27 protein-coding genes are annotated in these 26,624 nt (G+C 53.1%); 15 read left to right on the forward strand and 12 right to left on the reverse strand.

The window, feature by feature from the left end; genetic code table 11:
* The first annotated feature begins 101 nt into the window (after window positions 1-101).
* The 13 genes from N7E69_RS16590 (at window position 102) to N7E69_RS16650 (ending at window position 12,319) form a co-directional block, all read left to right on the forward strand.
* Window positions 102-392, forward strand: coding sequence for a YbjC family protein (locus tag N7E69_RS16590; RefSeq protein ID WP_001259137.1), 291 nt, complete (start codon window positions 102-104; stop codon window positions 390-392).
* On the forward strand, window positions 376-1,098 hold the full coding sequence (gene nfsA, locus N7E69_RS16595; RefSeq protein ID WP_000075300.1) for a nitroreductase NfsA: 723 nt from the start codon (window positions 376-378) through the stop codon (window positions 1,096-1,098). The genes N7E69_RS16590 and nfsA overlap by 17 nt, the downstream gene beginning before the upstream one ends.
* Before the next feature lie 57 nt (window positions 1,099-1,155).
* Window positions 1,156-2,058, forward strand: a complete 903-nt coding sequence (gene rimK / locus N7E69_RS16600; protein ID WP_000684361.1) for a 30S ribosomal protein S6--L-glutamate ligase — start codon at window positions 1,156-1,158, stop codon at window positions 2,056-2,058.
* 95 nt (window positions 2,059-2,153) lie between these two features.
* Window positions 2,154-2,630 (forward strand): YbjN domain-containing protein, encoded by a 477-nt coding sequence (locus tag N7E69_RS16605; protein ID WP_000624814.1) that lies wholly within the window; start codon window positions 2,154-2,156, stop codon window positions 2,628-2,630.
* A gap of 348 nt (window positions 2,631-2,978) precedes the next feature.
* The gene (gene potF, locus N7E69_RS16610; RefSeq protein ID WP_000125769.1) at window positions 2,979-4,091 is read left to right on the forward strand and encodes a spermidine/putrescine ABC transporter substrate-binding protein PotF; all 1,113 of its coding nucleotides are present in this window, start codon (window positions 2,979-2,981) and stop codon (window positions 4,089-4,091) included.
* 87 nt (window positions 4,092-4,178) lie between these two features.
* Window positions 4,179-5,312: a putrescine ABC transporter ATP-binding subunit PotG gene (potG, locus tag N7E69_RS16615; RefSeq protein WP_001000700.1), complete on the forward strand. Its 1,134-nt coding sequence runs from the start codon at window positions 4,179-4,181 to the stop codon at window positions 5,310-5,312.
* A gap of 9 nt (window positions 5,313-5,321) precedes the next feature.
* Window positions 5,322-6,275 carry a putrescine ABC transporter permease PotH gene (gene potH, locus N7E69_RS16620; RefSeq protein ID WP_000105453.1) on the forward strand — a complete coding sequence of 318 codons (954 nt, stop codon included), beginning with the start codon at window positions 5,322-5,324 and terminating at the stop codon, window positions 6,273-6,275.
* Window positions 6,272-7,117, forward strand: coding sequence for a putrescine ABC transporter permease PotI (gene potI / locus N7E69_RS16625; protein WP_001061632.1), 846 nt, complete (start codon window positions 6,272-6,274; stop codon window positions 7,115-7,117). Before potH ends, potI begins: the two co-directional genes overlap by 4 nt.
* 73 nt (window positions 7,118-7,190) lie before the next feature.
* Complete coding sequence (locus N7E69_RS16630) at window positions 7,191-7,664, forward strand: YbjO family protein (protein WP_000505788.1); 474 nt, start codon at window positions 7,191-7,193, stop codon at window positions 7,662-7,664.
* A gap of 42 nt (window positions 7,665-7,706) precedes the next feature.
* Window positions 7,707-8,834 carry a 23S rRNA (uracil(747)-C(5))-methyltransferase RlmC gene (gene rlmC / locus N7E69_RS16635; RefSeq protein WP_001149796.1) on the forward strand — a complete coding sequence of 376 codons (1,128 nt, stop codon included), beginning with the start codon at window positions 7,707-7,709 and terminating at the stop codon, window positions 8,832-8,834.
* A 294-nt stretch (window positions 8,835-9,128) separates the two neighbouring features.
* A complete protein-coding gene (locus tag N7E69_RS16640; protein WP_000399313.1) occupies window positions 9,129-10,472 on the forward strand; it encodes a PTS sugar transporter subunit IIC in 1,344 nt (447 codons plus the stop codon).
* A gap of 29 nt (window positions 10,473-10,501) precedes the next feature.
* Entirely contained in the window at window positions 10,502-10,822 is a 321-nt protein-coding gene (locus N7E69_RS16645) for a PTS sugar transporter subunit IIB (RefSeq protein ID WP_000567331.1), read from the forward strand.
* Between the two features lie 9 nt (window positions 10,823-10,831).
* On the forward strand, window positions 10,832-12,319 hold the full coding sequence (locus N7E69_RS16650; RefSeq protein ID WP_000644036.1) for a sulfatase: 1,488 nt from the start codon (window positions 10,832-10,834) through the stop codon (window positions 12,317-12,319).
* 207 nt (window positions 12,320-12,526) lie between these two features.
* Here N7E69_RS16650 and artJ read toward each other — a convergent pair whose 3' ends face one another.
* From artJ to N7E69_RS16680, 6 genes are all read right to left on the reverse strand, one after another.
* Window positions 12,527-13,258 carry an arginine ABC transporter substrate-binding protein ArtJ gene (artJ, locus tag N7E69_RS16655; RefSeq protein ID WP_000737538.1) on the reverse strand — a complete coding sequence of 244 codons (732 nt, stop codon included), beginning with the start codon at window positions 13,256-13,258 and terminating at the stop codon, window positions 12,527-12,529.
* A gap of 236 nt (window positions 13,259-13,494) precedes the next feature.
* A complete protein-coding gene (artM, locus tag N7E69_RS16660; RefSeq protein ID WP_000895396.1) occupies window positions 13,495-14,163 on the reverse strand; it encodes an arginine ABC transporter permease ArtM in 669 nt (222 codons plus the stop codon).
* Window positions 14,163-14,879, reverse strand: a complete 717-nt coding sequence (gene artQ / locus N7E69_RS16665) for an arginine ABC transporter permease ArtQ (RefSeq protein ID WP_001001677.1) — start codon at window positions 14,877-14,879, stop codon at window positions 14,163-14,165. The genes artM and artQ overlap by 1 nt, the downstream gene beginning before the upstream one ends.
* A 6-nt stretch (window positions 14,880-14,885) precedes the next feature.
* On the reverse strand, window positions 14,886-15,617 hold the full coding sequence (gene artI, locus N7E69_RS16670) for an arginine ABC transporter substrate-binding protein ArtI (protein ID WP_000756586.1): 732 nt from the start codon (window positions 15,615-15,617) through the stop codon (window positions 14,886-14,888).
* Between the two features lie 17 nt (window positions 15,618-15,634).
* A complete protein-coding gene (gene artP / locus N7E69_RS16675; RefSeq protein ID WP_000027186.1) occupies window positions 15,635-16,363 on the reverse strand; it encodes an arginine ABC transporter ATP-binding protein ArtP in 729 nt (242 codons plus the stop codon).
* A gap of 229 nt (window positions 16,364-16,592) precedes the next feature.
* Window positions 16,593-17,108 carry a lipoprotein gene (locus tag N7E69_RS16680; RefSeq protein ID WP_001270725.1) on the reverse strand — a complete coding sequence of 172 codons (516 nt, stop codon included), beginning with the start codon at window positions 17,106-17,108 and terminating at the stop codon, window positions 16,593-16,595.
* Window positions 17,109-17,235: 127 nt separating this feature from the next.
* Between N7E69_RS16680 and N7E69_RS16685 the strand changes: the two genes are divergently transcribed.
* Together N7E69_RS16685 and N7E69_RS16690 are read left to right on the forward strand one after the other, a co-directional pair.
* Window positions 17,236-17,559: a heavy metal-binding domain-containing protein gene (locus N7E69_RS16685; protein ID WP_001160727.1), complete on the forward strand. Its 324-nt coding sequence runs from the start codon at window positions 17,236-17,238 to the stop codon at window positions 17,557-17,559.
* Window positions 17,556-18,386 carry an N-acetylmuramoyl-L-alanine amidase gene (locus tag N7E69_RS16690; protein ID WP_000645850.1) on the forward strand — a complete coding sequence of 277 codons (831 nt, stop codon included), beginning with the start codon at window positions 17,556-17,558 and terminating at the stop codon, window positions 18,384-18,386. The genes N7E69_RS16685 and N7E69_RS16690 overlap by 4 nt, the downstream gene beginning before the upstream one ends.
* Here N7E69_RS16690 and N7E69_RS16695 read toward each other — a convergent pair.
* The 6 genes from N7E69_RS16695 to hcp all read right to left on the reverse strand — a co-directional run bounded on the left by N7E69_RS16695 (window position 18,383) and on the right by hcp (window position 26,485).
* The gene (locus N7E69_RS16695) at window positions 18,383-19,396 is read right to left on the reverse strand and encodes an NAD-dependent epimerase/dehydratase family protein (protein ID WP_000866905.1); all 1,014 of its coding nucleotides are present in this window, start codon (window positions 19,394-19,396) and stop codon (window positions 18,383-18,385) included. The genes N7E69_RS16690 and N7E69_RS16695 overlap by 4 nt on opposite strands.
* Before the next feature lie 95 nt (window positions 19,397-19,491).
* A complete protein-coding gene (locus tag N7E69_RS16700; protein ID WP_000068996.1) occupies window positions 19,492-20,925 on the reverse strand; it encodes an SDR family oxidoreductase in 1,434 nt (477 codons plus the stop codon).
* Between the two features lie 10 nt (window positions 20,926-20,935).
* Window positions 20,936-21,937: a low-specificity L-threonine aldolase gene (gene ltaE / locus N7E69_RS16705; protein ID WP_000566338.1), complete on the reverse strand. Its 1,002-nt coding sequence runs from the start codon at window positions 21,935-21,937 to the stop codon at window positions 20,936-20,938.
* Between the two features lie 38 nt (window positions 21,938-21,975).
* Window positions 21,976-23,694 carry a ubiquinone-dependent pyruvate dehydrogenase gene (gene poxB, locus N7E69_RS16710; RefSeq protein WP_000815309.1) on the reverse strand — a complete coding sequence of 573 codons (1,719 nt, stop codon included), beginning with the start codon at window positions 23,692-23,694 and terminating at the stop codon, window positions 21,976-21,978.
* Between the two features lie 158 nt (window positions 23,695-23,852).
* Window positions 23,853-24,821 (reverse strand): NADH oxidoreductase, encoded by a 969-nt coding sequence (hcr, locus tag N7E69_RS16715; protein ID WP_001675420.1) that lies wholly within the window; start codon window positions 24,819-24,821, stop codon window positions 23,853-23,855.
* Between the two features lie 11 nt (window positions 24,822-24,832).
* Window positions 24,833-26,485, reverse strand: a complete 1,653-nt coding sequence (gene hcp, locus N7E69_RS16720; RefSeq protein ID WP_000458788.1) for a hydroxylamine reductase — start codon at window positions 26,483-26,485, stop codon at window positions 24,833-24,835.
* Window positions 26,486-26,624 lie beyond the last annotated feature (139 nt).

Genomic DNA, 26,624 nt, shown 5'->3' on the forward strand with positions numbered 1-26,624 from the left:
AGCAGGTTACGCCTGTTCCTTTGATAACCCAGGGCTATATCTGTTAAGCACGCCGGACCAGAACGTTCTACACTGTGCGTCAGTTAACCGGGAGGCTTGATATGCGCACGATTGGCGTGTTACCCAAAAGCGTACTGATACTGGAATACCTCGGTATGATTTTGCTGGCGCTTGCTCTGCTATCGCTTAATCATTACCTTACGCTGCCCGCGCCGTTCAATACGCCGCTGGCTGGCGTATTGATGGTTTTCCTCGGCGTCGTGTTGATCCTCCCCGCCGCGGTGGCGATGATGTGGCGTATTGCGCAGTTACTGGCGCCGCAGTTGATGAAACGTCCACCCGACATTTCTTCCCGTTCAGATAGAGAAAAGCATAATGAGTCCGACCATTGAACTTCTTTGTGGCCATCGTTCTATTCGCCATTTCACCGATGAACCCGTGACTGACGCGCAGCGAGAGGCCATTATTGCCGCCGCGCGCAGCACGTCCAGTTCCAGTTTTTTACAGTGCAGCTCTATTATCCGTATTACCGATCGGGCGCTGCGTGAGGCGTTAGTGCCCCTGACGGGCGGGCAAAAGCATGTGGCGCAGGCCGCTGAGTTCTGGGTATTTTGCGCCGATTTTAATCGTCATTTGCAGATCTGCCCTGACGCGCAGTTGGGGCTTGCCGAACAACTGCTGCTCGGTGTCGTCGATACGGCGATGATGGGGCAAAATGCGCTGACGGCGGCGGAATCACTGGGATTAGGCGGCGTGTATATCGGCGGCATCCGTAATAATATTGAATCTGTTACCGAACTATTAAAATTGCCGAAGCATGTATTGCCGCTCTTTGGCCTGTGTTTGGGATGGCCTGCGGATAATCCGGATCTGAAACCGCGCCTGCCTGCCGAGCTTGTGGTTCATGAGAACCAGTATCAACCGCTTGATGAAAAGCTGCTGGCGCGCTATGACGAGCAGTTGGCTGAGTATTATCTGACCCGCGGCAGTAATACGCGACGCGATACCTGGAGCGATCATATCCGTCGCACCCTGATTAAAGAAAATCGCCCATTTATCCTTGAATATTTGCATAAACAGGGCTGGGCGACGCGCTAAAACCTGCGGGCCAGTGTATGATACGCGGGCTTTTCAGGGTTTTCAGCGAGGTGCAGGGTGAAAATTGCCATATTGTCCAGGGATGGAACGCTCTATTCTTGCAAACGTCTGCGCGAAGCGGCGATGCGGCGCGGCCATCTGGTCGAGATACTCGATCCTCTTTCCTGCTATATGAATATTAATCCGGCAGCGTCGTCGATCCATTACAAGGGGCGTCGTCTGCCCCATTTTGACGCCGTTATTCCCCGTATTGGTTCGGCCATTACCTTTTATGGTACCGCTGCGCTACGTCAGTTTGAGCTACTGGGTAGCTATCCGCTGAATGAATCCGTCGCTATTACCCGCGCGCGCGATAAGCTGCGATCGCTACAACTTCTGGCGCGCCAGGGGATCGATCTCCCCATTACCGGGATCGCCCATTCGCCGGATGATACCAGCGATCTTATTAAGATGGTTGGCGGGGCGCCGCTGGTCGTGAAGCTGGTAGAAGGCACGCAAGGGATCGGCGTGGTATTGGCGGAGACGCGTCAGGCTGCTGAAAGCGTTATTGATGCGTTTCGGGGGCTGAATGCCCATATCCTGGTTCAGGAATACATTGCCGAAGCTAAAGGATGCGATATTCGTTGTCTGGTCGTCGGCAATGAGGTTGTGGCGGCGATTGAGCGGTGCGCGAAAGCCGGTGATTTTCGCTCCAATCTTCATCGTGGCGGGGTGGCCAGCATCGCGACGATCACGCCTCGTGAACGGGATATCGCCATCAAAGCCGCACAAACGCTGGGGCTGGATGTGGCGGGCGTCGATATTTTACGCGCCGCGCGCGGGCCGCTGGTGATGGAGGTGAATGCCTCGCCGGGACTGGAAGGTATCGAAAAGACTACGGGCGTAGATATCGCGGGGCGAATGATTCAGTGGATAGAACGTCACGCTACACCTGAATTTTGCCTTAAAATCGGCGGCTAATCGCAATCGTGGATTCCGCCGTAGTACGAAGCACGCTTTTTGCGTAAGCTGTGCCGGTAATTTTTCATCGTCATCGTAAGAGGTAGCACATTATTATGATATCACTGGTCGTTCCCACTCTGGATACGTTGCGTCAATGGCTCGACGACCTGGGCATGAATTTCTTCGAATGTGATACCTGCCAGGCGCTGCATTTGCCGCATATGCAGAATTTTGACGGCGTCTACGATGCTAAAATCGATTTGGTGGACAACACCGTTCTTTTTTCCGCGATGGCGGAGGTCAGGCCTTCCGCGTTGCTGCCGCTGGCGGCCGATCTCTCTGCTATCAACGCCAGTTCGTTGACGGTAAAAGCCTTTCTCGATATGCAGGATGATAATCTGCCAAAACTGGTTGTGTGCCAGTCTTTATCCGTTATGCAAGGCGTCACCTACGAACAGTTCGAATGGTTTGTTCGCCAAAGTGAAGAGCAGATTTCTATGGTGATCCTTGAGGCCGGGGCGCATCAGCTTCTGTTTAACGCGGAAGAAGACGCGCAAAAAACCAGCGCGGTTGACCATTTTCTTCACTGATCCCTCCCGATAATCAGGCAGTCGCTGCCAGCGCGGCTGCTGTTTACGTTTTTTTATGCTGCCGTTAACCTTTATTTAAAGAATTATTCACCTCCTTTCTGACCATTTCGCTTTATCACATAGACAAAACCTGCATAAAAAATTGATAAAAGGCGTTTTTTAATCTGGGCTATAGCCTCAAACCTTAGCTAAAGTTATTCTTGCGAAGCTTCTATAGCGAGCTTGATGGCAGGGAGGGCGACCTCTCTTCTTCATTTGTATCAAATGAAAAGGTATGCACATTTCAGGCATGTTTTAAACCACGCCTAATGGGTTCATTTGTTAACGGATTTCAGAAGGAAAGCGATGATGACCGCCTTAAAGAAAAAATGGCTATCGGGTCTGGTTGCGGGTGCTCTGATGGTCGTCTCTGTCGGCACGCTCGCTGCCGAACAAAAAACGCTGCACATTTATAACTGGTCAGATTATATCGCGCCGGACACGGTGGCGAACTTTGAAAAAGAGACCGGGATTAACGTTATCTATGATGTCTTTGACTCTAACGAAGTGCTGGAAGGCAAGTTAATGGCAGGCAGCACCGGGTTCGATCTGGTGGTGCCATCGGCCAGTTTTCTTGAGCGCCAGCTCACCGCGGGCGTTTTTCAGCCGCTGGATAAAAGCAAACTTCCCGGCTGGAAAAACCTCGATCCTGAACTGTTGAAACTGGTAGCGAAGCACGATCCTGACAACAAATACGCCATGCCCTATATGTGGGCCACGACGGGCATTGGCTATAACGTTGATAAAGTGAAAGCGGTGCTGGGGGATGATGCGCCAGTGAATAGCTGGGATTTAGTCCTCAAGCCGGAGAATCTGGAGAAGCTAAAAAGCTGCGGCGTCTCTTTCCTTGATGCGCCTGAAGAAATTTTTGCCACCGTGCTGAACTATCTGGGTAAAGATCCGAATAGCAGCAAAGCGGATGACTACACCGGCCCGGCAACCGATCTGTTGTTGAAGCTACGGCCAAACATTCGCTATTTCCACTCCTCGCAATACATTAACGATCTGGCTAATGGCGATACCTGTGTAGCCATCGGCTGGGCGGGCGATGTCTGGCAGGCCGCTAACCGGGCGAAAGAGGCGAAAAATGGCGTCAATATCTCTTTCTCGATCCCCAAAGAGGGGGCAATGGCGTTTTTTGATGTGTTTGCCATGCCGGCTGACGCCAAAAATAAAGACGAGGCCTACCAGTTCCTTAATTATCTGCTGCGCCCTGATGTGATTGCCCATATTTCCGATCACGTTTTCTACGCCAATGCGAATAAAGAGGCGACGGCGCTGGTCAGCCAGCAGGTGCGCGATAACCCGGGAATTTATCCGCCGGCGGATGTGCGGGCCAAGTTGTTTACCCTGAAAGTGCAGGAGCCGAAGATTGATCGCGTCCGCACCCGCGCATGGACGAAGGTGAAAAGCGGTAAGTAATTTATTAACGGTATGGCCTGATAAGCGTGCGCTATCGGGCATTCCACCGTTTGTATCGTTTGATTGTGTTATGCCGGAGAGCGCCTTGTGAATGATGTCCCCCACCGCCCGCAGGTGAAAACCCGTAAAGCGCTGACGCCGCTTCTGGAAATTCGCAACCTGACGAAGTCATTCGACGGGCAACATGCTGTCGATGATGTCAGTCTGACTATCTATAAAGGCGAGATTTTTGCCCTGCTGGGCGCGTCAGGTTGTGGAAAATCGACTCTGCTACGGATGCTGGCAGGTTTTGAACCGCCGAGCAGCGGGCAAATTATGCTCGACGGCGTCGATCTGGCGCATGTTCCGCCGTATCAGCGTCCGATTAATATGATGTTTCAGTCCTATGCGTTGTTTCCGCATATGACGGTAGAGCAGAACATCGCTTTTGGTCTGAAGCAGGACAAACTGCCGAAGGCGGAGATTACCAGCCGCGTCAATGAGATGCTGGGTCCGGTGCACATGCAGGAGTTTGCAAAACGTAAGCCGCATCAGCTTTCCGGCGGTCAGCGCCAGCGCGTGGCCCTGGCGCGCAGCCTGGCGAAACGTCCTAAGCTGCTCTTGTTGGATGAACCGATGGGCGCGCTGGATAAAAAATTACGCGACCGGATGCAGCTTGAAGTGGTGGATATCCTTGAGCGCGTCGGCGTGACCTGCGTCATGGTGACGCACGATCAGGAAGAAGCGATGACGATGGCGGGGCGCATTGCCATCATGAACCGTGGAAAATTTGTGCAAATTGGCGAACCGGAGGAGATTTACGAGCATCCGACAACCCGCTATAGCGCCGAATTTATCGGATCGGTAAATGTTTTTGAGGGCTTACTGAAAGCGCGTGAAGAGGACGGTCTGGTCATTGACGCGCCCGGTTTGGTTCATCCGTTAAAAGTCGATGCAGATGCCTCTGTCGTTGATAATGTGCCGGTATATGTGGCGCTACGTCCGGAAAAAATCATTCTGTGTGAGTCGCCGCCTGCCGATGGCTATAATTTCGCCGTCGGCGAAGTGGCGCATATTGCGTATCTCGGCGATCTGTCTATTTATCATGTGCGGCTAAAAAGCGGGCAGATGATCAGCGCTCAACTGCAGAATGCGCACCGTTACCGGAAAGGGTTACCGACCTGGGGCGATGAAGTGCGTTTGTGCTGGGAAGCGGATAGCTGCGTGGTCCTGACGGTATAAGGGGGAAACATGAGCACACTTGAACCTCCGGCACGCATTAGTAAACCTGGCGGCGCGGCGCTATGGTTGGCGCGAATGCAAATGAAACATGGGCGTAAGCTGGTTATTGCTTTGCCCTATATTTGGCTCATTCTGCTGTTTTTACTGCCGTTTCTTATCGTCTTTAAGATAAGCCTGGCGGAAATGGCGCGGGCGATCCCGCCGTATACCGATCTGCTGGAATGGGCTGACGGTCAGTTGTCGATTACGCTCAACCTCGGCAATTTTTTGCAACTGACCGACGATCCGCTCTATTTCGAAGCCTATCTGCAATCGTTACAAATTGCCGGTATTTCCACAATCTGCTGCCTGCTGTTGGGCTACCCGCTGGCGTGGGCGGTGGCGCACAGCAAGCCCTCCACGCGCAATATCCTGCTGCTGTTGGTGATTCTGCCCTCGTGGACGTCTTTTTTAATACGCGTCTATGCCTGGATGGGCATTTTGAAAAACAACGGTGTGCTGAACAATGTGTTGCTGTGGCTAGGGGTTATCGATCAGCCGCTGACGATCCTGCACACTAACCTGGCCGTCTATATCGGCATTGTTTATGCTTATCTGCCGTTTATGGTACTGCCCATTTATACCGCATTGACGCGCATTGATTATTCGCTGGTGGAAGCGTCGCTGGATCTCGGCGCCCGACCGCTGAAAACATTTTTTAGCATCATTGTCCCGCTCACCAAAGGCGGAATCATCGCCGGCTCGATGCTGGTTTTTATCCCGGCGGTGGGCGAGTTCGTGATCCCGGAACTGCTTGGCGGGCCGGACAGTATCATGATTGGTCGCGTCCTGTGGCAGGAGTTTTTCAATAACCGCGACTGGCCGGTTGCTTCTGCGGTCGCCATTATTATGTTGCTGCTGCTGATAGTACCGATCATGTGGTTCCATAAACATCAGCAAAAAAGTGTGGGGGAGCACGGATGAATAACTTACCGGTCGTTCGCTCGCCCTGGCGCATTCTGATTCTGGTGCTGGGGTTTACTTTTCTCTATGCGCCGATGTTAATGTTGGTGATTTACTCGTTTAACAGTTCGAAGCTGGTGACGGTGTGGGCGGGATGGTCGACGCGCTGGTATGGCGAGCTCTTTCGGGATACCGCCATGATGAGCGCAGTGGGACTAAGCCTGACAATTGCCGCCTGTGCGGCGACGATGGCGGTGGTGCTCGGTACTATTGCTGCGGTGGTGATGGTGCGATTTGGACGATTTCGCGGCGCAAACGGCTTTGCGTTTATGATCACCGCGCCGCTGGTGATGCCGGATGTGATTACCGGGCTGTCGCTGCTGCTGCTGTTTGTCGCGCTCGGTCATGCTATCGGCTGGCCCTCCGATCGCGGGATGCTGACCATCTGGTTGGCGCACGTCACTTTCTGTACCGCCTATGTGGCAGTGGTGATCGCTTCGCGATTACGCGAACTGGATCGTTCGATTGAAGAGGCGGCGATGGATCTTGGCGCGCCGCCGTTGAAAGTCTTTTTTGTCATTACGTTACCGATGATCATGCCAGCGGTGATCTCGGGCTGGCTGTTGGCCTTTACGCTTTCTCTTGACGATCTGGTGATTGCCAGCTTCGTTTCCGGTCCCGGTGCCACCACGCTACCGATGCTGGTTTTCTCCAGCGTGCGCATGGGCGTGAACCCGGAAATCAACGCGCTGGCGACGTTAATCCTCGGCGTGGTAGGAATCGTCGGATTTATTGCCTGGTACCTGATGGCGCGAGCGGAAAAACAGCGGATTCGCGATATCCAGCGTGCAAGACGCGGCTGAAGCCACTAAAATCTTCCACTATGGTAATGCGTTGCCGCGCGGGTCGCGGCATCATTTTCAGGGAAGACATTCATTGGGATTTATAAAGCAATCAACCTCATCACATGCCCGTTTAAATGTGCCTACGCTGGTGCAGGTTGCGGCTATGGCGATTATTTTGATTCGCGGTCTCGATGTGCTGATGATTATGAATACCCTCGGCATACGCGGGATGGGCGAGTTTATTCATCGCAGCGTGCAGACGTGGAGCTTAACCCTGGTCTTTCTGGCCAGTTTAGTGCTGGTCTTTGTTGAAATTTATTGTGCGTTTTCGCTGGTGAAAGGCCGTAGCTGGGCGCGCTGGGTGTACCTGGCGACACAAATTATTGTAAGTGGGTATCTGTGGGCGGCGTCGTTAGGCTACGGGTATCCGGAGTTGTTTAGCATCGCGGGAGAATCGAAGCGTGATATCCTGCATTCCTTGGTCATGCAAAAACTCCCCGATCTTTTAATTCTGTTTCTGCTGTTTATTCCCGCTCCCAGCCGTCGGTTCTTCCGGCTGCAATAATGTGTATAATCGTCGCCCCGGATAATATGAAGGTTTTTTGGTATGCAGTGCGCACTCTATGACGCGGGTCGCTGCCGTTCCTGTCAATGGATTACGCAGTCGGTTAACGAACAACTTTCCGCAAAAACAGCCGATTTACATCGTTTGCTCGCCGGGCTGCCTGTTGAACAGTGGTGCTCGCCGATTGGCGGCCCGGAACAGCATTTCCGCAACAAAGCGAAAATGGTCGTGAGCGGTAGTGTAGAAAAACCGCTCTTCGGGATGCTGCATCGCGACGGTACGCCGGTCGATCTTTGCGGCTGCCCGCTGTATCCCGCCTCCTTTGCCCCCGTATTCAGCGCGCTAAAACCTTTTATTGCCCGTGCCGGACTCACGCCTTATAACGTGGCGCGAAAACGCGGCGAACTGAAATACCTGTTGCTGACGGAAAGCCAGTTCGATGGCGGTATGATGCTACGCTTCGTGTTGCGTTCAGAAACCAAACTTACGCAACTGCGCGCGGCGTTACCGTGGCTGCGCGCGCAACTGCCGCAGCTCAGAGTGATCACCGCAAATATTCAGCCGGTACATATGGCGATTATGGAAGGGGAGACGGAAATCTACCTGACGGATCAGCAGGCGCTGGCGGAACGTTTTAACGATGTGCCGCTGTGGATTCGCCCGCAAAGTTTCTTTCAGACCAACCCTACGGTCGCCAGCCGATTATATGCAACGGCGCGCGATTGGGTAGGGCAACTGCCGGTACGCCATATGTGGGATCTTTTTTGCGGAGTGGGCGGATTCGGCCTGCACTGCGCGACGCCGCAGATGCAATTAACCGGTATTGAGATCGCGCCGGAGGCGATTGCCTGCGCGAAGCAATCCGCTGCCGAGCTGGGATTGACCCGCCTTCATTTCCAGGCGCTGGATTCCACTCAATTCGCCACCGCACAAGGCGAAACGCCCGACCTGGTGTTGGTGAATCCTCCCCGCCGCGGCATTGGCAAGCCGTTGTGCGATTACCTTGCACAAATGGCGCCGCGTTTTATTATTTATTCGAGCTGTAACGCGCAGACGATGGCGCAGGATATTCGCCATCTTCCGAACTACCGTATTCAACGTGTTCAGCTTTTCGATATGTTCCCGCATACCGCGCATTATGAAGTGTTAACACTGCTTTGCAGGCTGTAGCGCCAAAAGCCAGACATACAAAATATCTATATTAACTATCTAATTATCCATAAATAATAATAACCATGATCGAGCGATAAAAAACTCCGATCGATCGTGGTTATATATTACCCTATTTTTGCAAATCAAATCACAAATAATCACTTTAAATCTTTTAATGACTAATTTTGATTATTACAGTGCGTGTAAGGCAAAATTAGACAAGGTGGTTTATCGGGTAACTTTCAATAGCATCAGCGAAGCAATACGTAACGTCAGTAAAGGGGTCAATCATGACAACGAATAGGCACGCTTATGGAGGGCGTTCAGACGATGTTTGCCAAATTTATAGATGTTATTCAAACGTTTTTAACTGAACCGGCAATATTAATTGGGATATTAGTCGGTGTTGGCTATGCGCTGGATAAAAAGACGCCTATAAAAATTATCATCGGTATGATCAGCGCGATGGTTGGTTTGATGATGGTGTTATTTGGCGGCTTTCAATTTTCAGCCACTTTTAAACCGGTTGCAGAGGCAGTCAGCAAGGCTTATGGCGTGCATGGATACTTAATGGATTCATACGCCATGAAAGCCGCGACGCAAATAGCGCTGGGCGATAATTTCGGCTATGTAGGATACGTTTTTGTACTGGCGTTTTTTACTAACCTGTTATTAGTTTTATTTGGCCGTTATACCGGCGCAAAAGGTATATTTCTTACCGGTAATACCGGGGTCTCTCATTCACAGGCAGTACTGTGGTTAATCGTCTTCTGGCTGGGGTTCGGTTGGGTACAATCCATTGTAATTGCCGGGGTATTGACCGGGGTCTTTTGGGCGTTTTCAACTACGCTTATTGTTAAACCCATCGCCAAAGTGACCAATAACGCCGGTTTTACCATTGCGCATAACCAGATGCTGGGACTGTGGTTTTTTTCGAAATTCGCGCATAAATTCGGCGATCCGGAAAAGCATGACGCCGAAAATCTGAAACTTCCCGGTTGGTTAGCCATTTTTAACCACAATGTGACGGCAATCGCCATTGTGATGACGCTCTTCGTTGGCGGTTTTCTATTGGCGACAGGGATCGATAACGTACAGTTAATGGCGAAAGGCAAACCCTGGTATATCTATATCATCAATCTGGGCCTGCAATTCTCTATGTATATGGTCATCTTGCTGCAGGGCGTGCGGATGATGGTTGGTGAAATTAACGGTTCGTTTAAAGGATGGCAGGATCGCTTTATTCCTAACGCCATACCGGCTGTGGATGTTGCTGCTTTATTACCTTTTTCGCCTAACGCGGCCACGCTGGGATTCGTCTTTTGTACTTTCGGCACGATTTTTTCCATGGGCATCCTGCTGCTCATCCATAGCCCTATTATGGTATTGTCTGGTTTTGTTCCGCTCTTCTTTTCCGGCGGTCCCATCGGCGTATTAGCCAACCGAATGGGGGGATATCGTTCCGTTATTATTTGCACTTTCCTGTTAGGGATTATTCAGACTTTCGGTACGGTATGGGCCATTCCTTTAACCGGGCTGGCAAAAGAAGGTGTGGGCTGGACGGGAATATTTGACTGGGCGACTCTGTGGCCTGCAATTTGTGAATTACTGAAATTTATTGCTTCAACGTTCCATCTTGGTCCTTATTCCATTTAATTGATTCGGTTTATATAAAGGATTTTATTATGATAGATTCTGTAAATATTTTATTCGTATGCGGGTATGGTGTAGGCAGTAGCGTAATGTTACAGACTGTTGTTAAGAAAGCGTTAGCAAAATATGACTTCTCTTTTGATATGGAGCATACGGCAGCGGGAGAGGTCGGTGGATTTACCGACTGGGCAGATATTTATGCGATTTCGAAAAAATTGCTTGATGTTGTTAGCCTCGATCCTAAACACGGACAATATCTCATTCCCATTGAAAATATCATGGATGGCGAATCAATAGGTAAACAGATTTACGATGTGGTAGAGAAAAATTTTCCGCACCTGCTCAACAAATGAGGGTGAGTCATGAAAGCGATTATTCTGCTGTTTGACAGTCTGAATAAAAACTATTTGCCGCCCTATGGTGATTTGCTAACGAAAGCGCCTAACTTTCAACGCCTGGCGGCACATACCGCCACCTTTGACAATAGTTATGTCGGCAGTATGCCCTGTATGCCAGCCCGTCGGGAACTGCACACCGGGCGCTACAACTTTCTGCATCGTGAGTGGGGGCCGCTGGAACCCTTTGATGATTCCATGCCGGAATTATTGAAAAAAGCGGGGATCTACACCCATCTTATCAGCGATCATCTGCATTACTGGGAAGACGGCGGCGGTAACTACCATAACCGCTATAGCTCCTGGGACGTAGTACGCGGTCAGGAGGGCGATCACTGGAAGGCAAGTGTTGGCGAGCCGCCCATTCCGGAAGTACTGCGCGTTCCACAAAAACAAACCGGAGGCGGCGTTTCCGGGCTATGGCGTCATGACTGGGCGAACCGCGAATACATCCAGCAGGAGGCCGATTTTCCCCAGACGAAAGTTTTTGACGCAGGGTGCGATTTTATCCATAAAAATCATGCCGAAGATAACTGGTTATTGCAGGTTGAGACGTTCGATCCGCATGAGCCGTTTTATACCACCGAGGAATATTTATCGCTCTATGACGATGAGTGGCAAGGCCCGCATTATGACTGGCCGCGCGGCAAAGTCAGTGAAAGCGAGGAGGCGATAGCGCATATTCGCTGTCGTTATCGGGCCCTGGTTTCCATGTGCGACCGCAATCTGGGACGTATCCTTGATCTGATGGATGAACACGATCTCTGGCGCGATACGATGCTGATTGTCGGTACCGATCACGGCTTCTTGCTGGGGGAGCACGGTTGGTGGGCTAAAAATCAAATGCCCTATTATAACGAGGTGGCGAATAACCCGCTGTTTATCTGGGACCCGCGCAGCGCGGTATGCGGAGCGCGACGGCAGTCGCTGGTGCAGATGATTGACTGGGCACCAACGCTACTGAATTATTTTCAGCAACCTATTCCCGCAGATATGCAGGGCCAACCGCTGGCGAAAGTCATTGCCAGTGATGAACCCGTCAGGGAAGGTGCGCTGTTTGGCGTGTTTAGCGGACATGTTAATGTTACCGACGGACGCTATGTTTATATGCGGGCCGCGCAGCCGGGGCGTGAGCATGACATTGCGAACTACACGTTAATGCCGATCAAGATGAATGCGCGTTATGACGTGGATGAACTGGGAAAATTATCTCTGGCACCTCCGTTTAAATTCACTAAAGGGCTTCAGGTATTACGTATTCCGGCCAGGGAAAAATATAAAGGTGTGAATAGCTTTGGTCATCTCTTGTTTGATCTCAGAGACGATCCGCAGCAGCAACATCCTATTCATGATGAGGCCATCGAAGCAAGGATGATCAACTTACTTATCCGTTTGATGAAAGAAAATGATGCTCCGGCGGAGCAGTATCGCCGTCTGGGTCTGGATGTTGTCTAAAAACGTAACAATGTTGTAAGCCGGGTGCGCGTTAGCGTCACCCGGCAAGTATTAGTCCGAATCGCCTGTTGATGCAGGCGTTTGAAACTGTAGAATGCTCAATGGCGCTGCGCTTATCAGGCCAGGATAGTTTCCGATGGCGGCCCGTGGGCTGAATAAGGTATTTATACTGCCATTTTGCAACACGGTGGGCTAATCACATACGTCTTACTGCGGGAACCACTGATCGCTAATTTTCTGATAAGTGCCGTCTGCTTTAATGGCGGCCAGCGCATTATTCAGTTTTTCCAGCAACGCCTTATTGTCCGGGCGCACCGCGATGCCAAGTCCGGTACCGAAGTATTGCGGATCGGTCACTTTCTCTGTTGCCGGGCCCAGTTGCGGATTCGTTTTCAGCCACTCATTGACCACTGCGGTATCGCCAAAGACACCGTCAATACGGCCATTTTTCAGGTCGATAATCGCATTCTGGTAGCTGTCGTAGGCCACGGTTTTGACCTCCGGATGTTTATCCTGGAGATATTTTTGATGCGTGGTGCCATTTTCCATACCGATACGCTTACCTTTTAGATCGGTAAAGGTTTTATAGGTGTCTTTTTTGGCAATCACCAGCGCGGAGTTCGCATAATAGGGATTGCTAAAGGCGACCTGCTTACTGCGCTCCGGGGTAATGTCCATTCCGGAAATGACGGCATCATATTTTCTGAATTTCAGCGCCGGGATAAGACTATCGAAAGCATGATTGGTAAAAGTACATTCTGCCTGCATTTGCTTGCATAATGCGGTTGCCAGATCGATATCGAAGCCCACAATTTTATTACTCGCATCCAGGGATTCAAACGGGGGATAGGTGGCGGAAACCCCGAAATTGATTTTTTCAGCGGCGATGCTGCCAGTGGCGAAAGAGGCGAGTAATGCAGCCAGAACTAATTTTTTCATGATGTCACTCCCGTAATCTTATGATTATGCGCCGTGTCTGCGGCATAGATTTACAATGTCATTAATTGAATTTATATGCAATAAAAATGATTAAATATTTTAAAATGGATAAAAAAAGACGGACAGGTTAACCACTTGTCCGTCAGATTTATTCAAAATTATGCATCGTAGGCTTGATAAGCGCAGCGCCATCTGACCATTGTCGAACGGCGGCGAGAATGCCTTATCCTGCCGGGTTAATTGCGCCGCTCAAACGCCAGGGCTTTACGCTCAATCAAACGCATCATCAGCGTCAATAGACCGTTGACGACCAGGTAAATTACGCCTGCCGCGCCAAATACCACCACATCGTAGGTACGACCATAGAGCAACTGACTGTACCCCATGACTTCCATCAAGGTGATGGTATAGGCCAGCGAGGTACTTTTGAAGACCAGTACCACCTCATTAGAATAGGAGGAGAGGGCGCGTTTAAACGCATAGGGCAACAAAATCGCCAGCGTATCTTTCTTACTCATCCCCAGCGCGCCACAGGACTGCCACTGACCTTCCGGAATCGCGCGAATCGCGCCATAAAATAGCTGCGTCGTGTAAGCGGCGCTGTTTAGCGACAACGCGATCAGTGCGCACAGCCACGGTTCAGACAGTAGATGCCAGAGTAGTGGATACTCTTGCAGGGTCGGGAATTGACCGGGTCCGTAGTAGATTAGGAAAATTTGCACCAACAACGGCGTACCGGTAAACAACGTGATATAGCCGCGCACCAGCCACACCACGAACGGCGTTTTTAGTGTCAGGATAATGGTAAAAACTAACGCCAGCACCAAAGCGACGGCAATAGAAGCCACGGTCAGCGTCAGGCTGGTGTGTAGCCCTTTTAGCAGTTCAGGTAAGTACTCAAGCATTAGTCTGGCCTCCGCTCAAAACGTGTCGCGCGCAGGTCTATGCGTTTGAGAATGTACTGACTGATCAGCGTAATGACCAGGTAAATAGCCGCCGCAATAATGTACCAGTTAAACGGTTCCTGGGTGCGTGTGGCAATACTTTTGGTCTGCAACATCAGATCGTTAACGCTGATAAGGCTGACCAGAGCCGTATCTTTTAGCAACACCAGCCACTGATTACCCAGCCCTGGCAGGGCGTGACGCCACATCTGCGGCATCACCAGACGGAAAAAAATCGCCGTCTTTGATAATCCCAGTGCCTGACCCGACTCCCACTGACCAGACGGAACGGCTTTCAGCGCGCCGCGTAGCGTCTGCGACGCATAGGCCGCATACAGCAGGGACAACGCAATCACGCCGCACAGGAACGGACTGACGTCAAAGTTCTCAATCTCCATTTGCACCGGGATCTGCGTAAAGCCGAGATGGAGGGTAAACCCGTCAGACAGCGTAAGCAGGAGTTGCGAGGAGCCGAAATAGATAAACAGCACCACCAGAATTTCCGGCAGGCCGCGCAAAATAGTGACCAGCGCGGAGCCTATCCAGGCAATCGGGCGCCATTTTACGGACTCCCAGACGGCAAAGAACATGGCTAACGCGAGGCCAATGATCAGCGCGCAGACGGCAAGGCCGACGGTCATCCCGGCGGCGCTTGCTAAAGGAAAAAATTCGTTCATCAAAGATTACTTCTGGAACCATTTGTTATAGATGGTCTCGTAAGTCCCATCTTTCTTCACTTTTTCCAGCGCAGTATTGAATTTCTGCTGCAGCTCGGTGTTGCCCTGACGTACCGCGATACCCAGGCCGGTGCCGAAATAATCTTTATCGGTGACTTTATCGCCGACCGGCGCCAGCTTAGGATTGGCTTTCAGCCATTCGGTCACGACCGCCGTGTCGCCGAAAACAGCGTCGATACGGCCATTTTGTAGATCCAGCTTCGCGTTCTGATAGCTGTCATACGGTACGGTGGTGATTTCCGGATGCTTATCCATGATGAATTTCTGGTGCGTCGTACCGTTCTGTACGCCGACTTTCTTGCCTTTCAGTTGATCAACGCTGGTGTATTTGCCCTGCTGACCCACGAACAGCGCGGAGTTGTCGTAATATGGCGTGGTAAACAGCACCTGCTTTTCACGTTCCGGCGTGATATCCATTCCCGCCATTACAGCGTCGAAGCGGCGGAATTTCAGGCTGGGGATCAGGCTGTCGAACGCCTGATTGGTAAAGGTACAGGAGGCGTCGATCTCTTTACATAGCGCGTTGGCCAGGTCGACGTCAAAGCCGACAATCTTGTTATTAGCATCCATCGATTCGAACGGCGGATAGGACGCTTCGGTCGCAAAACGAATGGTCTGGGCTGCTGTAGCGGAAAGGCTAAAGCCTGCAATTAGCGCGGCAATCAGAACTTTTTTCATTGTCATTGTCCCGAATCTTAGTGAGAGAGATAGTTTTTGAACGCTTCGGTCTGAGGGTGGGCAAAGCAACCCGCATCACCGTGCTCGACGATGTGACCATTTTCCATATAAATCACACGACTGGCGGTCTTACGCGCCACTTCGACTTCATGCGTAACGATCACCTGAGTAATGTTCGTTTCCGCCAGCTCATGAATAATGCTGACGATTTGAGCGGTAATTTCCGGGTCCAGCGCGGCGGTCGGTTCATCAAACAGCAGCACCTGCGGCTCCATCATCAGCGCGCGGGCAATCGCGACGCGCTGCTGCTGACCGCCGGAAAGGTGCAACGGATAACGATCGCTATAGGGCTTCAGACGTAGACGCTCCAGCAGCTTTTCTGCGCGCGCCAGCGCCTGATCTTTTGTCAGACCCAGTACGCGGCAGGGCGCTTCAATCAGATTCTGCACAACGGTGAGATGCGGCCAAAGATTATATTGCTGAAAGACCATTCCGACATTTTGACGTAGCTCACGAATCGCCTTATCGGACGGCGTTTTCGTAAAGTCAAAATGGTTCCCGGCGATAGTCAGAGTGCCGGAGCGCGGCATCTCAAGCAGATTGAGTACACGCAGCAGCGAACTTTTACCCGCCCCGCTTGGGCCAAGCAACACCAGCGTTTCGCCTTCGGGGCAATCCAGCGTGATATCGAACAGCGCCTGATGCGCGCCGTAAAAGCAATTAATGCCGTTTAATTGAATACTCATTGACACTCGTATACAGGCAGTCTGATAGCTATTGAAGCCGCAGATAGTACCTTTCGCAGAATAGTTATGCAATATTTATGCGTTAAAAGTTAAATATATCCCACATTCTTCCCTAAACATAGCACAAAATAGCAGGAGGAATAGTAGGTAAGAAGAATTGTCGGCATCCCGGGCAGAATGCCAGACAATTTACGGGGTTATGGGTGCAAAAGCGGGGGAATACTGTCTGTTAACGGTTTTCTATTGACTGGCGCAGCGTAACGGCAGGGGCATGGACATCTCCGCCCAGATAGCGAACGTCGTCAATCACCCAGCATGAGCCTTCGTGAATCATAAGCACTTCATCCTGCCAGCTTTGATCGCCCTGTTTTAACGCCACCCGCAGAGGAATGTTGCGCGCATCTCGGTTCGGAATGGTTGATGCGCTGGCGACGTTGGCGCTATCCGGCAGCGTAGCGCGGCTGGAGAACAGATCGCCGCTCATCAACTGGCGGTGCTCCGTATCGCGGCTAGCGTCGGTCAACAATTTCGCCAGGTTATCACTCAAGTAGGGGCGAAGCGCGGCGATATCATTGCTGTGGTGTTGAATACGGTAGTCGTAAAATTGTTGAGCCACGCTGTCCGGGCCGCCTTCCACACACGCGCCGATACGCGGGCCATTATCTTTGTAGGCGGGAGTGACGGTCGTACAGGCGCTAAGCAGAAGCGCGCACGGGATGAGCAAAGAGAGTTTAGAATAGCGCATGATGATTTCCTTATAGGCGATCGAGCAAAAACCGATCTACGATAATCAATTATATCCTTTCAATGATAGCGTATCAGCTTGATAATGCGTTTGAGATCGTGTGCTTAGCTAACCCGGGAGATTCACTATGCAGTTTTCAACAACCCCAACGCTGGAAGGACAAAGCATCGTGGAGTATTGCGGTGTGGTAACGGGCGAAGCCATTTTAGGCGCCAATATTTTCCGCGATTTTTTCGCCGGCATTCGGGATATCGTCGGCGGACGTTCCGGCGCGTATGAGAAAGAGCTGCGTAAAGCGCGTGAAATCGCTTTGCAGGAACTTGGCGAGCAGGCTAAAGCGTTGGGTGCCGATGCGGTGGTAGGCATCGATATTGATTACGAAACTGTCGGCAAGGATGGCAGTATGCTAATGGTCAGCGTCAGCGGAACGGCGGTGAAAACGCGCCGATGAAAGCGCTACTGTGGCTGGTGGGTCTCGCGTTGCTGTTAACAGGCTGCGCGAGCGAAAAAGGAATTATCGATAAAGAGGGATATCAGCTTGATACCCGACATCGGGCGCAGGCGGCCTATCCGCGCATTAAAGTCCTGGTGATTCACTATACGGCGGAAAACTTTGACGTTTCGCTGGCGACGTTAACGGGTCGCAACGTCAGTTCGCATTACCTGATTCCCGCAACCCCGCCATTATATGGCGGTAAACCGCGCATCTGGCAACTGGTGCCGGAACAGGATCAGGCCTGGCATGCGGGCGTCAGTTTCTGGCGAGGCGCCACGCGTCTCAATGATACGTCTATTGGCATTGAGCTGGAAAATCGCGGCTGGCGAATGTCCGGCGGGGTGAAATCTTTCGCGCCGTTTGAATCCGCGCAAATTCAGGCATTGATTCCGTTAGCGAAGGACATTATCGCGCGCTATGACATCAAACCGCAGAATGTGGTGGCCCATGCGGATATCGCGCCGCAGCGTAAAGACGATCCCGGCCCGCGCTTCCCGTGGCGCGAGCTGGCGGCACAGGGGATTGGCGCCTGGCCTGACGCCCAGCGTGTGGCGTTTTATCTGGCTGGACGCGCGCCGTATACGCCAGTCGATACCGCAACGGTGCTTGCGTTACTCTCGCGCTATGGCTATGAAGTCAAAGCCGATATGACGGCGCGCGAGCAGCAGCGGGTGATTATGGCGTTCCAGATGCACTTCCGTCCGGCGCAATGGAACGGTATCGCAGATGCCGAAACGCAGGCGATTGCCGAAGCATTACTGGAGAAGTACGGCCAGGATTAACGCGGTAAATTTCCGTGATCGCGCAGCCAGGCGGCGGTGCGCTCAATGCCTTCGTCCAGCGTGATGATGGGCTGGTAGCCCAGCTCTTCCTGCGCGCGAGTCGTATCGAGCGTAAAATCAAAATTCAGTTTTGACACGCCGTAATGCGTTAGCGGGGGCTCTTTGGCGGATTTTTTGCCGAAGCGCTCCATACTGCGGGCGATCATATCCAGCATCGGGTAAGGCACAGAGCGAATGCGGCAATCGATAGTCAATTCATCAATTAACTTTTGTACGATGCTGCGTAAGGTACGGTTTTCGCCGTTAGTGATGTTATAAGCGCGGCCAGAAGGCAGATGATCGCAGCCCGGCTGGCTGGCCAGCCACATGGCGTGGATCGCATTTTCATAGTAGGTCATATCGACCAGCGCGCTGCCCCCGTGCGGTAATAAGACGCTACCGTAATGGTGCATCATATGCGCCAGACGTGGGATAAATACTTTATCGTGCGGGCCAAACAGGCTTTGCGGACGCAACACCGTAAAACGTGTTTGCGGATTGGCCTGCGCCAACAGATTAATCACCTCTTCGCCGGCGGCTTTACTGCGGGCGAACTCATTGGCAAACCGATGCGGGCGGAAATCTTCTTTGATATCACGGTGATGGTGGTAATCAAAATAGAGCGAGGGAGAGGAGATATGAATAAAATTGCGCACGCCCCAGGCGACCGCCCATTCTCCCAGACGGCGGGTGGCGCGAACATTCGCCAGATCGAAAGCCTGTTGGGTTCCCCAGGGCGAGGTAAAGCTGGAGCAGTGCCACAACGTGTCGATCCCGGCGAGCATCACTTTAGCCTGCGAGGAGACCAGTTCGGTTAAATCCGCATGGACGAATTCCGCGCCCATTTTTTCAAGCAGCTTGCCCATCGCTTCATTGCGACCCGTCGCTCTGACGCTGATGCCTTTATTGCGCAAAAATTCAACCGCGTTTCGACCTAAGCCGCTGGTGGCGCCGGTAACCAGTACCTTCATATCAATCCACTGTGTTTAATAAACCGTCGTGCGCATTCTTCCGTGAATTACGTCGGTATGCAATGGGAAACACGCAAGAATACAGCAACTTTTTCTCATTTTTCTGTGATTTGTTCTGCAAGTCGGGCAATACGCCTTGCCATTCCCCGGAAAATAAACAGGTGCGCCGGGATCATCAGTAGCCAGTAAATCAGGCCCGGCATTCCGTGTGGATGCCACCAGGCGCGCACGTCAATTTCGCGGTAGCGGCCTTTATCGTGCAGCGTGAAGCTAAGCCGCCCCAGGCCCGGCGCTTTCATGCCAAACAAGAGCGTGAGCTGTTTTTCTGGTTCGACAATGATCACTTTCCAGCTATCTACCGTATCGCCAGGCTTGAGCAAGGTATGCGACGGGCGGCCTTTCGCCAGTTTATGCCCCACCAGACGGTCCATCGCGGCGCGCGTCTGCCACAAAATATTGCCGAAAAAATAGCCCTCTTTGCCACCCAGCCGATTTACGACCTGCCAGAGCGCCGATAGGCTGGCCGGGGTCTGCGCGGTAAAGCCCGCCTGCTTTGGAAAATAGCCGTATTCGGGACGCCAGCGGGCGAAGGCCAGCGCGTCGTAGCCCCAGTCGCTGGAGTTCACCAGTTTTTCTTCTTCTTTCAGCGTGCGGCGAACGGCGTCGTCAAAGGTGATAAGCGTTTGGGGGATCAACTTTTTTAACGCGGCGTCATCGGCCAGCAAATCGTGCCTTAACCCCTGGATTAAGGCTTTTGCGGTAGTCGGCGGCACGGAGGTAATAACGTTTAAAAACCAGACCGAAATCCAGCGGGTCGGAAAAGGCACCGGGATCAGCGGACGCCGTTTACCGCTGACGGCCATAAAACGTTCAAACTGCTGCTGATAGCTTAATACCTGCGGCCCGGCGGCTTCCAGAATACGATGCTCGTGCGCAGGGTGGTCCAGCAAGCCGACCAGGTAGTAGAGTAAATTTTCCAGAGCGATGGGCGTGGTGCGCGAACGCACCCAGCGCGGCGGCGTGAGTATTGGCAGGTTGTAAACCATGTCACGCATGACTTCGAAGGCGGCGGAGCCTGCGCCGACGATGATCCCGGCGCGTAATTCCGTCACCGGTACGCCTGCGTCGCGCAGCGTGTCAGCCGTAAGCTGGCGGGCGCGCAGGTGATCGGATTGCTCATGTGCCGGCGCCTGCAATGAACTGAGGAAAATAAGTTGTTTAACCGGCGTCTGGCGCAGCGCGTCGCGCACGTTGAGCGCCGCCTGACGCTCATGGGCGATAAAATCGCCGCCTTCGCCCATGCCGTGTACCAGATAGTAAACGGTATCAATGTCGCGAAGCAGCGCGGGTAAATTTTCCGGCCAGTGCAGATCGACCTTATGACAACTGACGTTGGCGAGGCGCTGTTTTTCCAGACGTTCGATGCGTCGCGCCGCCGCTCGCACATGATGCCCTTGCTGACTTAGCGCAAAGACCAGGTGCTGGCCGATATAGCCGCTGGCGCCGAGAACCAGAATGCGTTGCGCCACGTTGCTCTCCTTAGCGGGCTAAAAAGGCGCGCCAGTGGGCGACGACGTCGGTAAGCTGTTCGCGAGAGACATCCAGATGCGTCACCAGACGCACAATCGGCGCGGCGTTAATCAGGATATTCCGTTCCCGCAAATAGTCGCCAAGCGCGGCGGCCTGTGCTTCGCCAACGCGAACAAACAGCATATTCGTTTCGTGGCGCATGACCTCCGCGCCCGCTTCGCGAAGCTGCTGCGCCAGCCAGGCGGCGTTATCATGATCCTCTTGCAGACGCGCCACGTTATGCTTCAGCGCATACAGTCCGGCCGCTGCCAGAATCCCGGCCTGACGCATTCCGCCGCCGACCATTTTACGCCAGCGTGTCGCGCGTTTAATGTAGTCGCGGTTACCGACCAGCAGCGAACCGACCGGCGTTCCGAGACCTTTTGACAGGCAGATGGTAAAAGAGTCGCAATACTGCGTAATCTCTTTTAACTCACAGCCGTAGGCAACCACCGCGTTAAAAATTCGGGCGCCGTCAACGTGCAGCGCCAGCCCACGTTCGCGGGTAAACGTCCAGGCGTCTTTCAGATACGCGCGCGGCAGCACTTTCCCGTTATGCGTATTTTCCAGACTGAGCAAGCGCGTACGCGCGAAGTGGATGTCATCCGCTTTAATCTTCGCCGCCACGTTCTCCAGCGGCAGCGTACCGTCCGCGGCGGCGTCGATGGGCTGCGGCTGAATGCTGCCGAGCACCGCCGCGCCGCCAGCTTCATAGAGATAATTATGCGCGCCCTGACCGACGATATACTCTTCGCCGCGTTCACAATGGCTAAGCAGCGCGACCAGATTGGCCTGGGTGCCGGTGGGTAAAAAAAGCGCCGCTTCTTTACCGGAAAGGTCGGCGGCGTAGCGCTGAAGGGCGTTAACAGTAGGGTCATCGCCGTATACGTCGTCCCCGATCGGGGCGGTCATCATCGCCTCGAGCATGGCGCGACCCGGTCGGGTAACGGTATCACTGCGTAAATCAATCATGGCACATCCCTGGATTTTAAAAGGTGATGTGCACTGTTTTACCTTAGCCAGTTCGTTTTCGCCAGTTCGATCACTTCATCGCCGCGGCCGCTAATAATGGCGCGTAGCATGTACAGGCTAAAGCCTTTCGCTTGTTCCAGTTTGATCTGCGGCGGGATCGCCAGCTCTTCTTTTGCCACGACCACGTCAACCAGTACCGGGCCGTCAATGGAAAACGCGCGCTGTAGCGCACCGTCCACGTCTGCGGCTTTTTCCACGCGAATACCGGTAATGCCGCAGGCTTCGGCGATACGCGCGAAATTGGTGTCGTGCAGTTCGGTACCGTCGGTAAGGTAGCCGCCGGCTTTCATTTCCATCGCCACAAAGCCCAGCACGCTGTTATTAAAGACGACGATTTTTATCGGCAGCTTCATCTGTACCACCGAGAGAAAATCGCCCATCAGCATACTGAAGCCGCCATCACCGCACATCGCGATAACCTGCCGACCCGGCGCGGTGGCCTGAGCGCCGAGCGCCTGCGGCATGGCGTTGGCCATTGACCCGTGGTTAAACGAACCCAGCAGGCGGCGCTTGCCGTTCATTTTTAGATAGCGGGCCGCCCAGACGGTCGGCGTGCCGACATCGCAGGTAAAAATAGCGTCGTCAGCGGCGAAATGGCTAATTTGTTGCGCCAGATATTGTGGATGGATGGCTTTGTCGCTGAGTTTGGCTAAGTCATCAAGTCCCTTACGGGCGTCCCGATAGTGCTCCAGAGCTTTATCGAGGAATTTACGATTGCTTTTTTCTTCCACCAGCGGCAGCAGGGCGCGAAGCGTGGCTTTAATATCGCCCACCAGCGCCATGTCGACTTTGCTGTGCGCGCCAATACTGCCCGGGTTGATGTCAATCTGAATGATTTTGGCATCGCTCGGATAAAAGGCGCGGTAGGGGAACTGGGTGCCGAGCAGGATCAGCGTATCGGCGTTCATCATGGTGTGGAAGCCAGAAGAGAAGCCAATCAGGCCGGTCATTCCCACATCATAAGGGTTATCGTACTCAACGTGCTCTTTGCCGCGCAGGGCATGAACGATTGGCGCTTTTAGTTTTGCCGCCAACGCGACCAACTCCTCATGCGCGCCCGCGCAGCCGCTACCGCACATCAATGCGATATTGCTGGAGTAGCGCAGCAGTTGCGCCAGTTTTTTCAGCTCTTCCTCCGCCGGCGTAACGACGGGGTGCGGGGCATGGTACCAATGGGTGACGGCGTTTTCAGGCGCAGGTTTCAGCGCCACGTCACCCGGAAGTACGACCACGGAGACGCCGCGGTTTAGCACCGCTTTGCGCATGGCGATGGCGAGTACCTGCGGGATCTGCTCCGGGCTGGAAACCAACTCGCAATAGTGGCTGCATTCACGGAACAACTCCTGCGGGTGGGTCTCCTGGAAATAACCGCTGCCGATTTCACTGGACGGAATATGGGCGGCGATCGCCAGAACAGGGACGTGGTTACGGTGGCAATCAAACAGGCCATTGATCAGGTGCAGGTTGCCCGGTCCACATGAACCGGCGCACACTGCCAGCTCGCCGGTAAGCTGCGCTTGTGCGCCGGCGGCGAAAGCGGCGACCTCTTCGTGACGGGTTGGCATCCATTCAATGGTTCCCATACGATTAAGACTATCGCTCAGGCCGTTCAGGGAGTCGCCAGTGACGCCCCAGATTTGTTTTACGCCAGCCTGTTCCAGCGTTTTGGCGATAAAAGCAGCAACGGTTTGTTTCATGGTTCTCCATCTCCTTAAATGTGATAACGGTTACAAGTTTAGTTGAAGATGACGATGACGTTTTTTCTTTGGCGAAGAGAGGGGCGAAAGGATGAAGCGAGCGGCAAATCGCCCGGTAGCGCTGACGCTTACCGGGCCTATGATGGAACGTTTACCGATTATGCGAGAACAAGATCGCCCTGCGGATGGCAGGAGCAGGCCAGTACGTAACCTTCGGCAATCTCCGCCTCGCTCAGCGTCATGGTGCTACTCACCGTATAGTCGCCGGAAACGACTTTGGTTTTACAGCAGCCGCAAACACCTGCCCGACAGGCAGCGGCAACCGGTACTTTATTACTCTCCAGCGCCTCCAGCAGCGTCGTACCGATCGGGGCATAAAATTCCTGCGCTGGCTGTAGCTTGGTGAATTTCAGGCCGCTGGTTGCCGTTTCCGCCACCGGCGTGAAGAACTTCTCTTTAAAGAAGCGCGTTACGCCAAGCGCTTTCACTCCCTGTTCGACGAAATCCATATAGGGCGCCGGGCCGCAGGTCATGATGGTGCGCGATGCCAAATCCGGTACGCGCTGTAATAATTCCGTGGTCAGACGGCCCGCGACAAAACCTTCCGTGGCATGATTTTCCGCCACTAGCGTGACCGGATACTGTCGCCACTCGTCGGCAAAAATCACATCATCCGGCGAACGGACGTTAAAGATGACCTGCACGTCGGCCTGCGGGCGGTATTTCGCCAGCCAGCGACGCATCGACATGATTGGCGTTACGCCACAACCGGCGGCGAGCAGCAGAAATTTATCTTCTGTTTTATCGTCACAGGTAAAATCGCCCATTGCATCAGACAGCCAGATGTAATCGCCGCGCTTGATGTCATGGGTCAACCACTGTGAACCCGTGCCATCTTCAATCCGACGAACGGTCAGCGTAATATATTCACTGACGCCCGGCGTAGACGAAAGGGTGTAGGCGCGCAGCGTTTCCGCTGAATTACGCACGCTCACCAGCGCATACTGCCCGGCGCGATAAGGGTAGTAGTCATGGCATAATAGCGCAATTGTCCATACATCCGGCGTCTCCTGACGGATGTGATGCACCTGCATTTGCCAGGGACATTGTGAGGTTGGCATCGTCATCATTGACCTCCTTACGCGCTCAGCAATTGCTTCATGTCTTCTTCAACGGTGGTCACGGAGCGCAGGCCGAACTTCTCGTTGAGGATAGCCAGCAGATCCGGCGTGAAGAAGCCCGGCGCGGTCGGCCCGGTGACAATATTTTTCACGCCTAATGACAGCAGCGTCAGCAGAATCACGATCGCTTTCTGCTCAAACCAGGAGAGCACCAGCGATAGCGGCAGATCGTTGACGCCGCAGCCCAGTTTTTCCGCCAGCGTCACCGCCAGGATAATCGCGGAGTAAGCATCATTACACTGACCGGCATCGACCAGACGCGGCAGCCCTTCGATGTCGCCGAACTCCAGTTTGTTGAAACGGTATTTACCGCACGCCAGGGTCAGGATCAGGCAGTCATCCGGTACGCTGGTGGCGAAATCGGTAAAGTAGTTACGCTCGCCGCGCGCGCCGTCACAGCCGCCGACCAGGAAGATGTGGCGCAGTTTTTCACGGCTGACCAGATCGATGAGCGTATCGGCAGTGCCGAGCAGGGTCTGACGGCCAAAACCGACGGTGATGAGATGCGGAATTTCGCTATACGGGAAGCCCGCCATTTGCTGCGCCTGGGCAATGACCGGCCCGAAGTCATCGCCTTCAAGATGGCTAACGCCCGGCCAGCCGACGATGCTACGGGTCCAGATACGGTCGTCATAGCTGCCTACGGTCGGGTCGATAATGCAGTTAGAGGTCATCACGATTGGGCCAGGGAAGCGGGCGAATTCGACCTGCTGATTCTGCCAGCCGCTGCCGTAGTTACCGACCAGATGCTTGAATTTACGCAGTTCCGGATAGCCATGTGCGGGCAGCATTTCACCGTGAGTGTAGACGTTAACGCCGGTGCCTTCGGTCTGCTCCAGCAGGTTGTAGAGATCTTTCAGATCGTGACCGGAGATCAGAATGCACTTGCCTTCAGTCGCTTTGACGTTGACCTGAGTCGGCGTTGGGTGACCGTATTTGGTGGTTTCACCGGCATCCAGAATGCTCATCACTTTGAAGTTCATCTGGCCGATTTCCATTGCGCACTCCAGCAGCGCGTTCATGTCAGCAGGCCAGGTGCCCAGCCAGGCCATGATTTTGTGGTACTGCGCGTAAATGTCGTTGTCGTATTGACCGAGAACGTGCGCGTGTTCCATATACGCCGCCGCGCCTTTCAGACCGTACAGGCACAGCAGACGCAGGCCGAGGATGTTCTCGCCAATGGCGGCTTTGTCTTTATTCGGGGTAAATTCCGCCGCCTGACGTTGCAGTTCGCCCAGATCGTCGCTAACCAGTTGCAGATCGGCCATCGGATTGTCGCAATGCGCATTGGCATCCACGCTCAGGCACTGCGCTTTCAACGCTTCACGCAAGGCAATCGCTTCACGGGCGTAGCCGACGATACGCGGAGAGTCGAAGTTAACGTTGGTCAGCGTGGAGAAAAACGCGCGCGGCGCAAAGTTATCAACGTCGTGATTAATGATGCCATATTCACGGGCCTTCACCGCCCAGGCAGACAAACCTTGCAAAGCCGCAATCAGCAGATCCTGCAGATCGGACGTTTCAGCTGTTTTACCGCACATTCCCTGCGCGTAGGAGCAGCCGTTTCCGGCTGGTGTACGGATGGTTTGTTCACATTGCACACAAAACATGGTCACACCTTTTAAAGTTATATTTAATATACATGTTTAAGGTTATGCCTGTGAACAAAGGGATAAAAGGGATTTCTGCCATAATGTGCAGGGAGATTGATTTAGCGCAATTTTGGCGGCAGATGCCTACCGCCAAAGA

The sequence above is a fragment of the Salmonella sp. 3C genome, from assembly GCF_025426275.1.
GTDB lineage: Bacteria > Pseudomonadota > Gammaproteobacteria > Enterobacterales > Enterobacteriaceae > Salmonella > Salmonella enterica.

What these genes read in the sequence shown, in the direction of transcription:
- ltaE (WP_000566338.1), bottom strand. Translation starts at nt 21,937, where the DNA reads ATGATTGATTTACGCAGTGATACCGTTACCCGACCGGGTCGCGCCATG.
- N7E69_RS16690 (WP_000645850.1), top strand. Translation starts at nt 17,556, where the DNA reads ATGAAAGCGCTACTGTGGCTGGTGGGTCTCGCGTTGCTGTTAACAGGC.
- potH (WP_000105453.1), top strand. Translation starts at nt 5,322, where the DNA reads ATGAGCACACTTGAACCTCCGGCACGCATTAGTAAACCTGGCGGCGCG.
- artJ (WP_000737538.1), bottom strand. Translation starts at nt 13,258, where the DNA reads ATGAAAAAATTAGTTCTGGCTGCATTACTCGCCTCTTTCGCCACTGGC.
- artP (WP_000027186.1), bottom strand. Translation starts at nt 16,363, where the DNA reads ATGAGTATTCAATTAAACGGCATTAATTGCTTTTACGGCGCGCATCAG.
- artQ (WP_001001677.1), bottom strand. Translation starts at nt 14,879, where the DNA reads ATGAACGAATTTTTTCCTTTAGCAAGCGCCGCCGGGATGACCGTCGGC.
- hcp (WP_000458788.1), bottom strand. Translation starts at nt 26,485, where the DNA reads ATGTTTTGTGTGCAATGTGAACAAACCATCCGTACACCAGCCGGAAAC.
- N7E69_RS16685 (WP_001160727.1), top strand. Translation starts at nt 17,236, where the DNA reads ATGCAGTTTTCAACAACCCCAACGCTGGAAGGACAAAGCATCGTGGAG.
- N7E69_RS16640 (WP_000399313.1), top strand. Translation starts at nt 9,129, where the DNA reads ATGGAGGGCGTTCAGACGATGTTTGCCAAATTTATAGATGTTATTCAA.
- potI (WP_001061632.1), top strand. Translation starts at nt 6,272, where the DNA reads ATGAATAACTTACCGGTCGTTCGCTCGCCCTGGCGCATTCTGATTCTG.
- artM (WP_000895396.1), bottom strand. Translation starts at nt 14,163, where the DNA reads ATGCTTGAGTACTTACCTGAACTGCTAAAAGGGCTACACACCAGCCTG.
- potF (WP_000125769.1), top strand. Translation starts at nt 2,979, where the DNA reads ATGACCGCCTTAAAGAAAAAATGGCTATCGGGTCTGGTTGCGGGTGCT.
- rlmC (WP_001149796.1), top strand. Translation starts at nt 7,707, where the DNA reads ATGCAGTGCGCACTCTATGACGCGGGTCGCTGCCGTTCCTGTCAATGG.
- N7E69_RS16650 (WP_000644036.1), top strand. Translation starts at nt 10,832, where the DNA reads ATGAAAGCGATTATTCTGCTGTTTGACAGTCTGAATAAAAACTATTTG.
- artI (WP_000756586.1), bottom strand. Translation starts at nt 15,617, where the DNA reads ATGAAAAAAGTTCTGATTGCCGCGCTAATTGCAGGCTTTAGCCTTTCC.
- N7E69_RS16645 (WP_000567331.1), top strand. Translation starts at nt 10,502, where the DNA reads ATGATAGATTCTGTAAATATTTTATTCGTATGCGGGTATGGTGTAGGC.
- poxB (WP_000815309.1), bottom strand. Translation starts at nt 23,694, where the DNA reads ATGAAACAAACCGTTGCTGCTTTTATCGCCAAAACGCTGGAACAGGCT.
- N7E69_RS16605 (WP_000624814.1), top strand. Translation starts at nt 2,154, where the DNA reads ATGATATCACTGGTCGTTCCCACTCTGGATACGTTGCGTCAATGGCTC.
- nfsA (WP_000075300.1), top strand. Translation starts at nt 376, where the DNA reads ATGAGTCCGACCATTGAACTTCTTTGTGGCCATCGTTCTATTCGCCAT.
- N7E69_RS16680 (WP_001270725.1), bottom strand. Translation starts at nt 17,108, where the DNA reads ATGCGCTATTCTAAACTCTCTTTGCTCATCCCGTGCGCGCTTCTGCTT.
- hcr (WP_001675420.1), bottom strand. Translation starts at nt 24,821, where the DNA reads ATGACGATGCCAACCTCACAATGTCCCTGGCAAATGCAGGTGCATCAC.
- N7E69_RS16590 (WP_001259137.1), top strand. Translation starts at nt 102, where the DNA reads ATGCGCACGATTGGCGTGTTACCCAAAAGCGTACTGATACTGGAATAC.
- N7E69_RS16695 (WP_000866905.1), bottom strand. Translation starts at nt 19,396, where the DNA reads ATGAAGGTACTGGTTACCGGCGCCACCAGCGGCTTAGGTCGAAACGCG.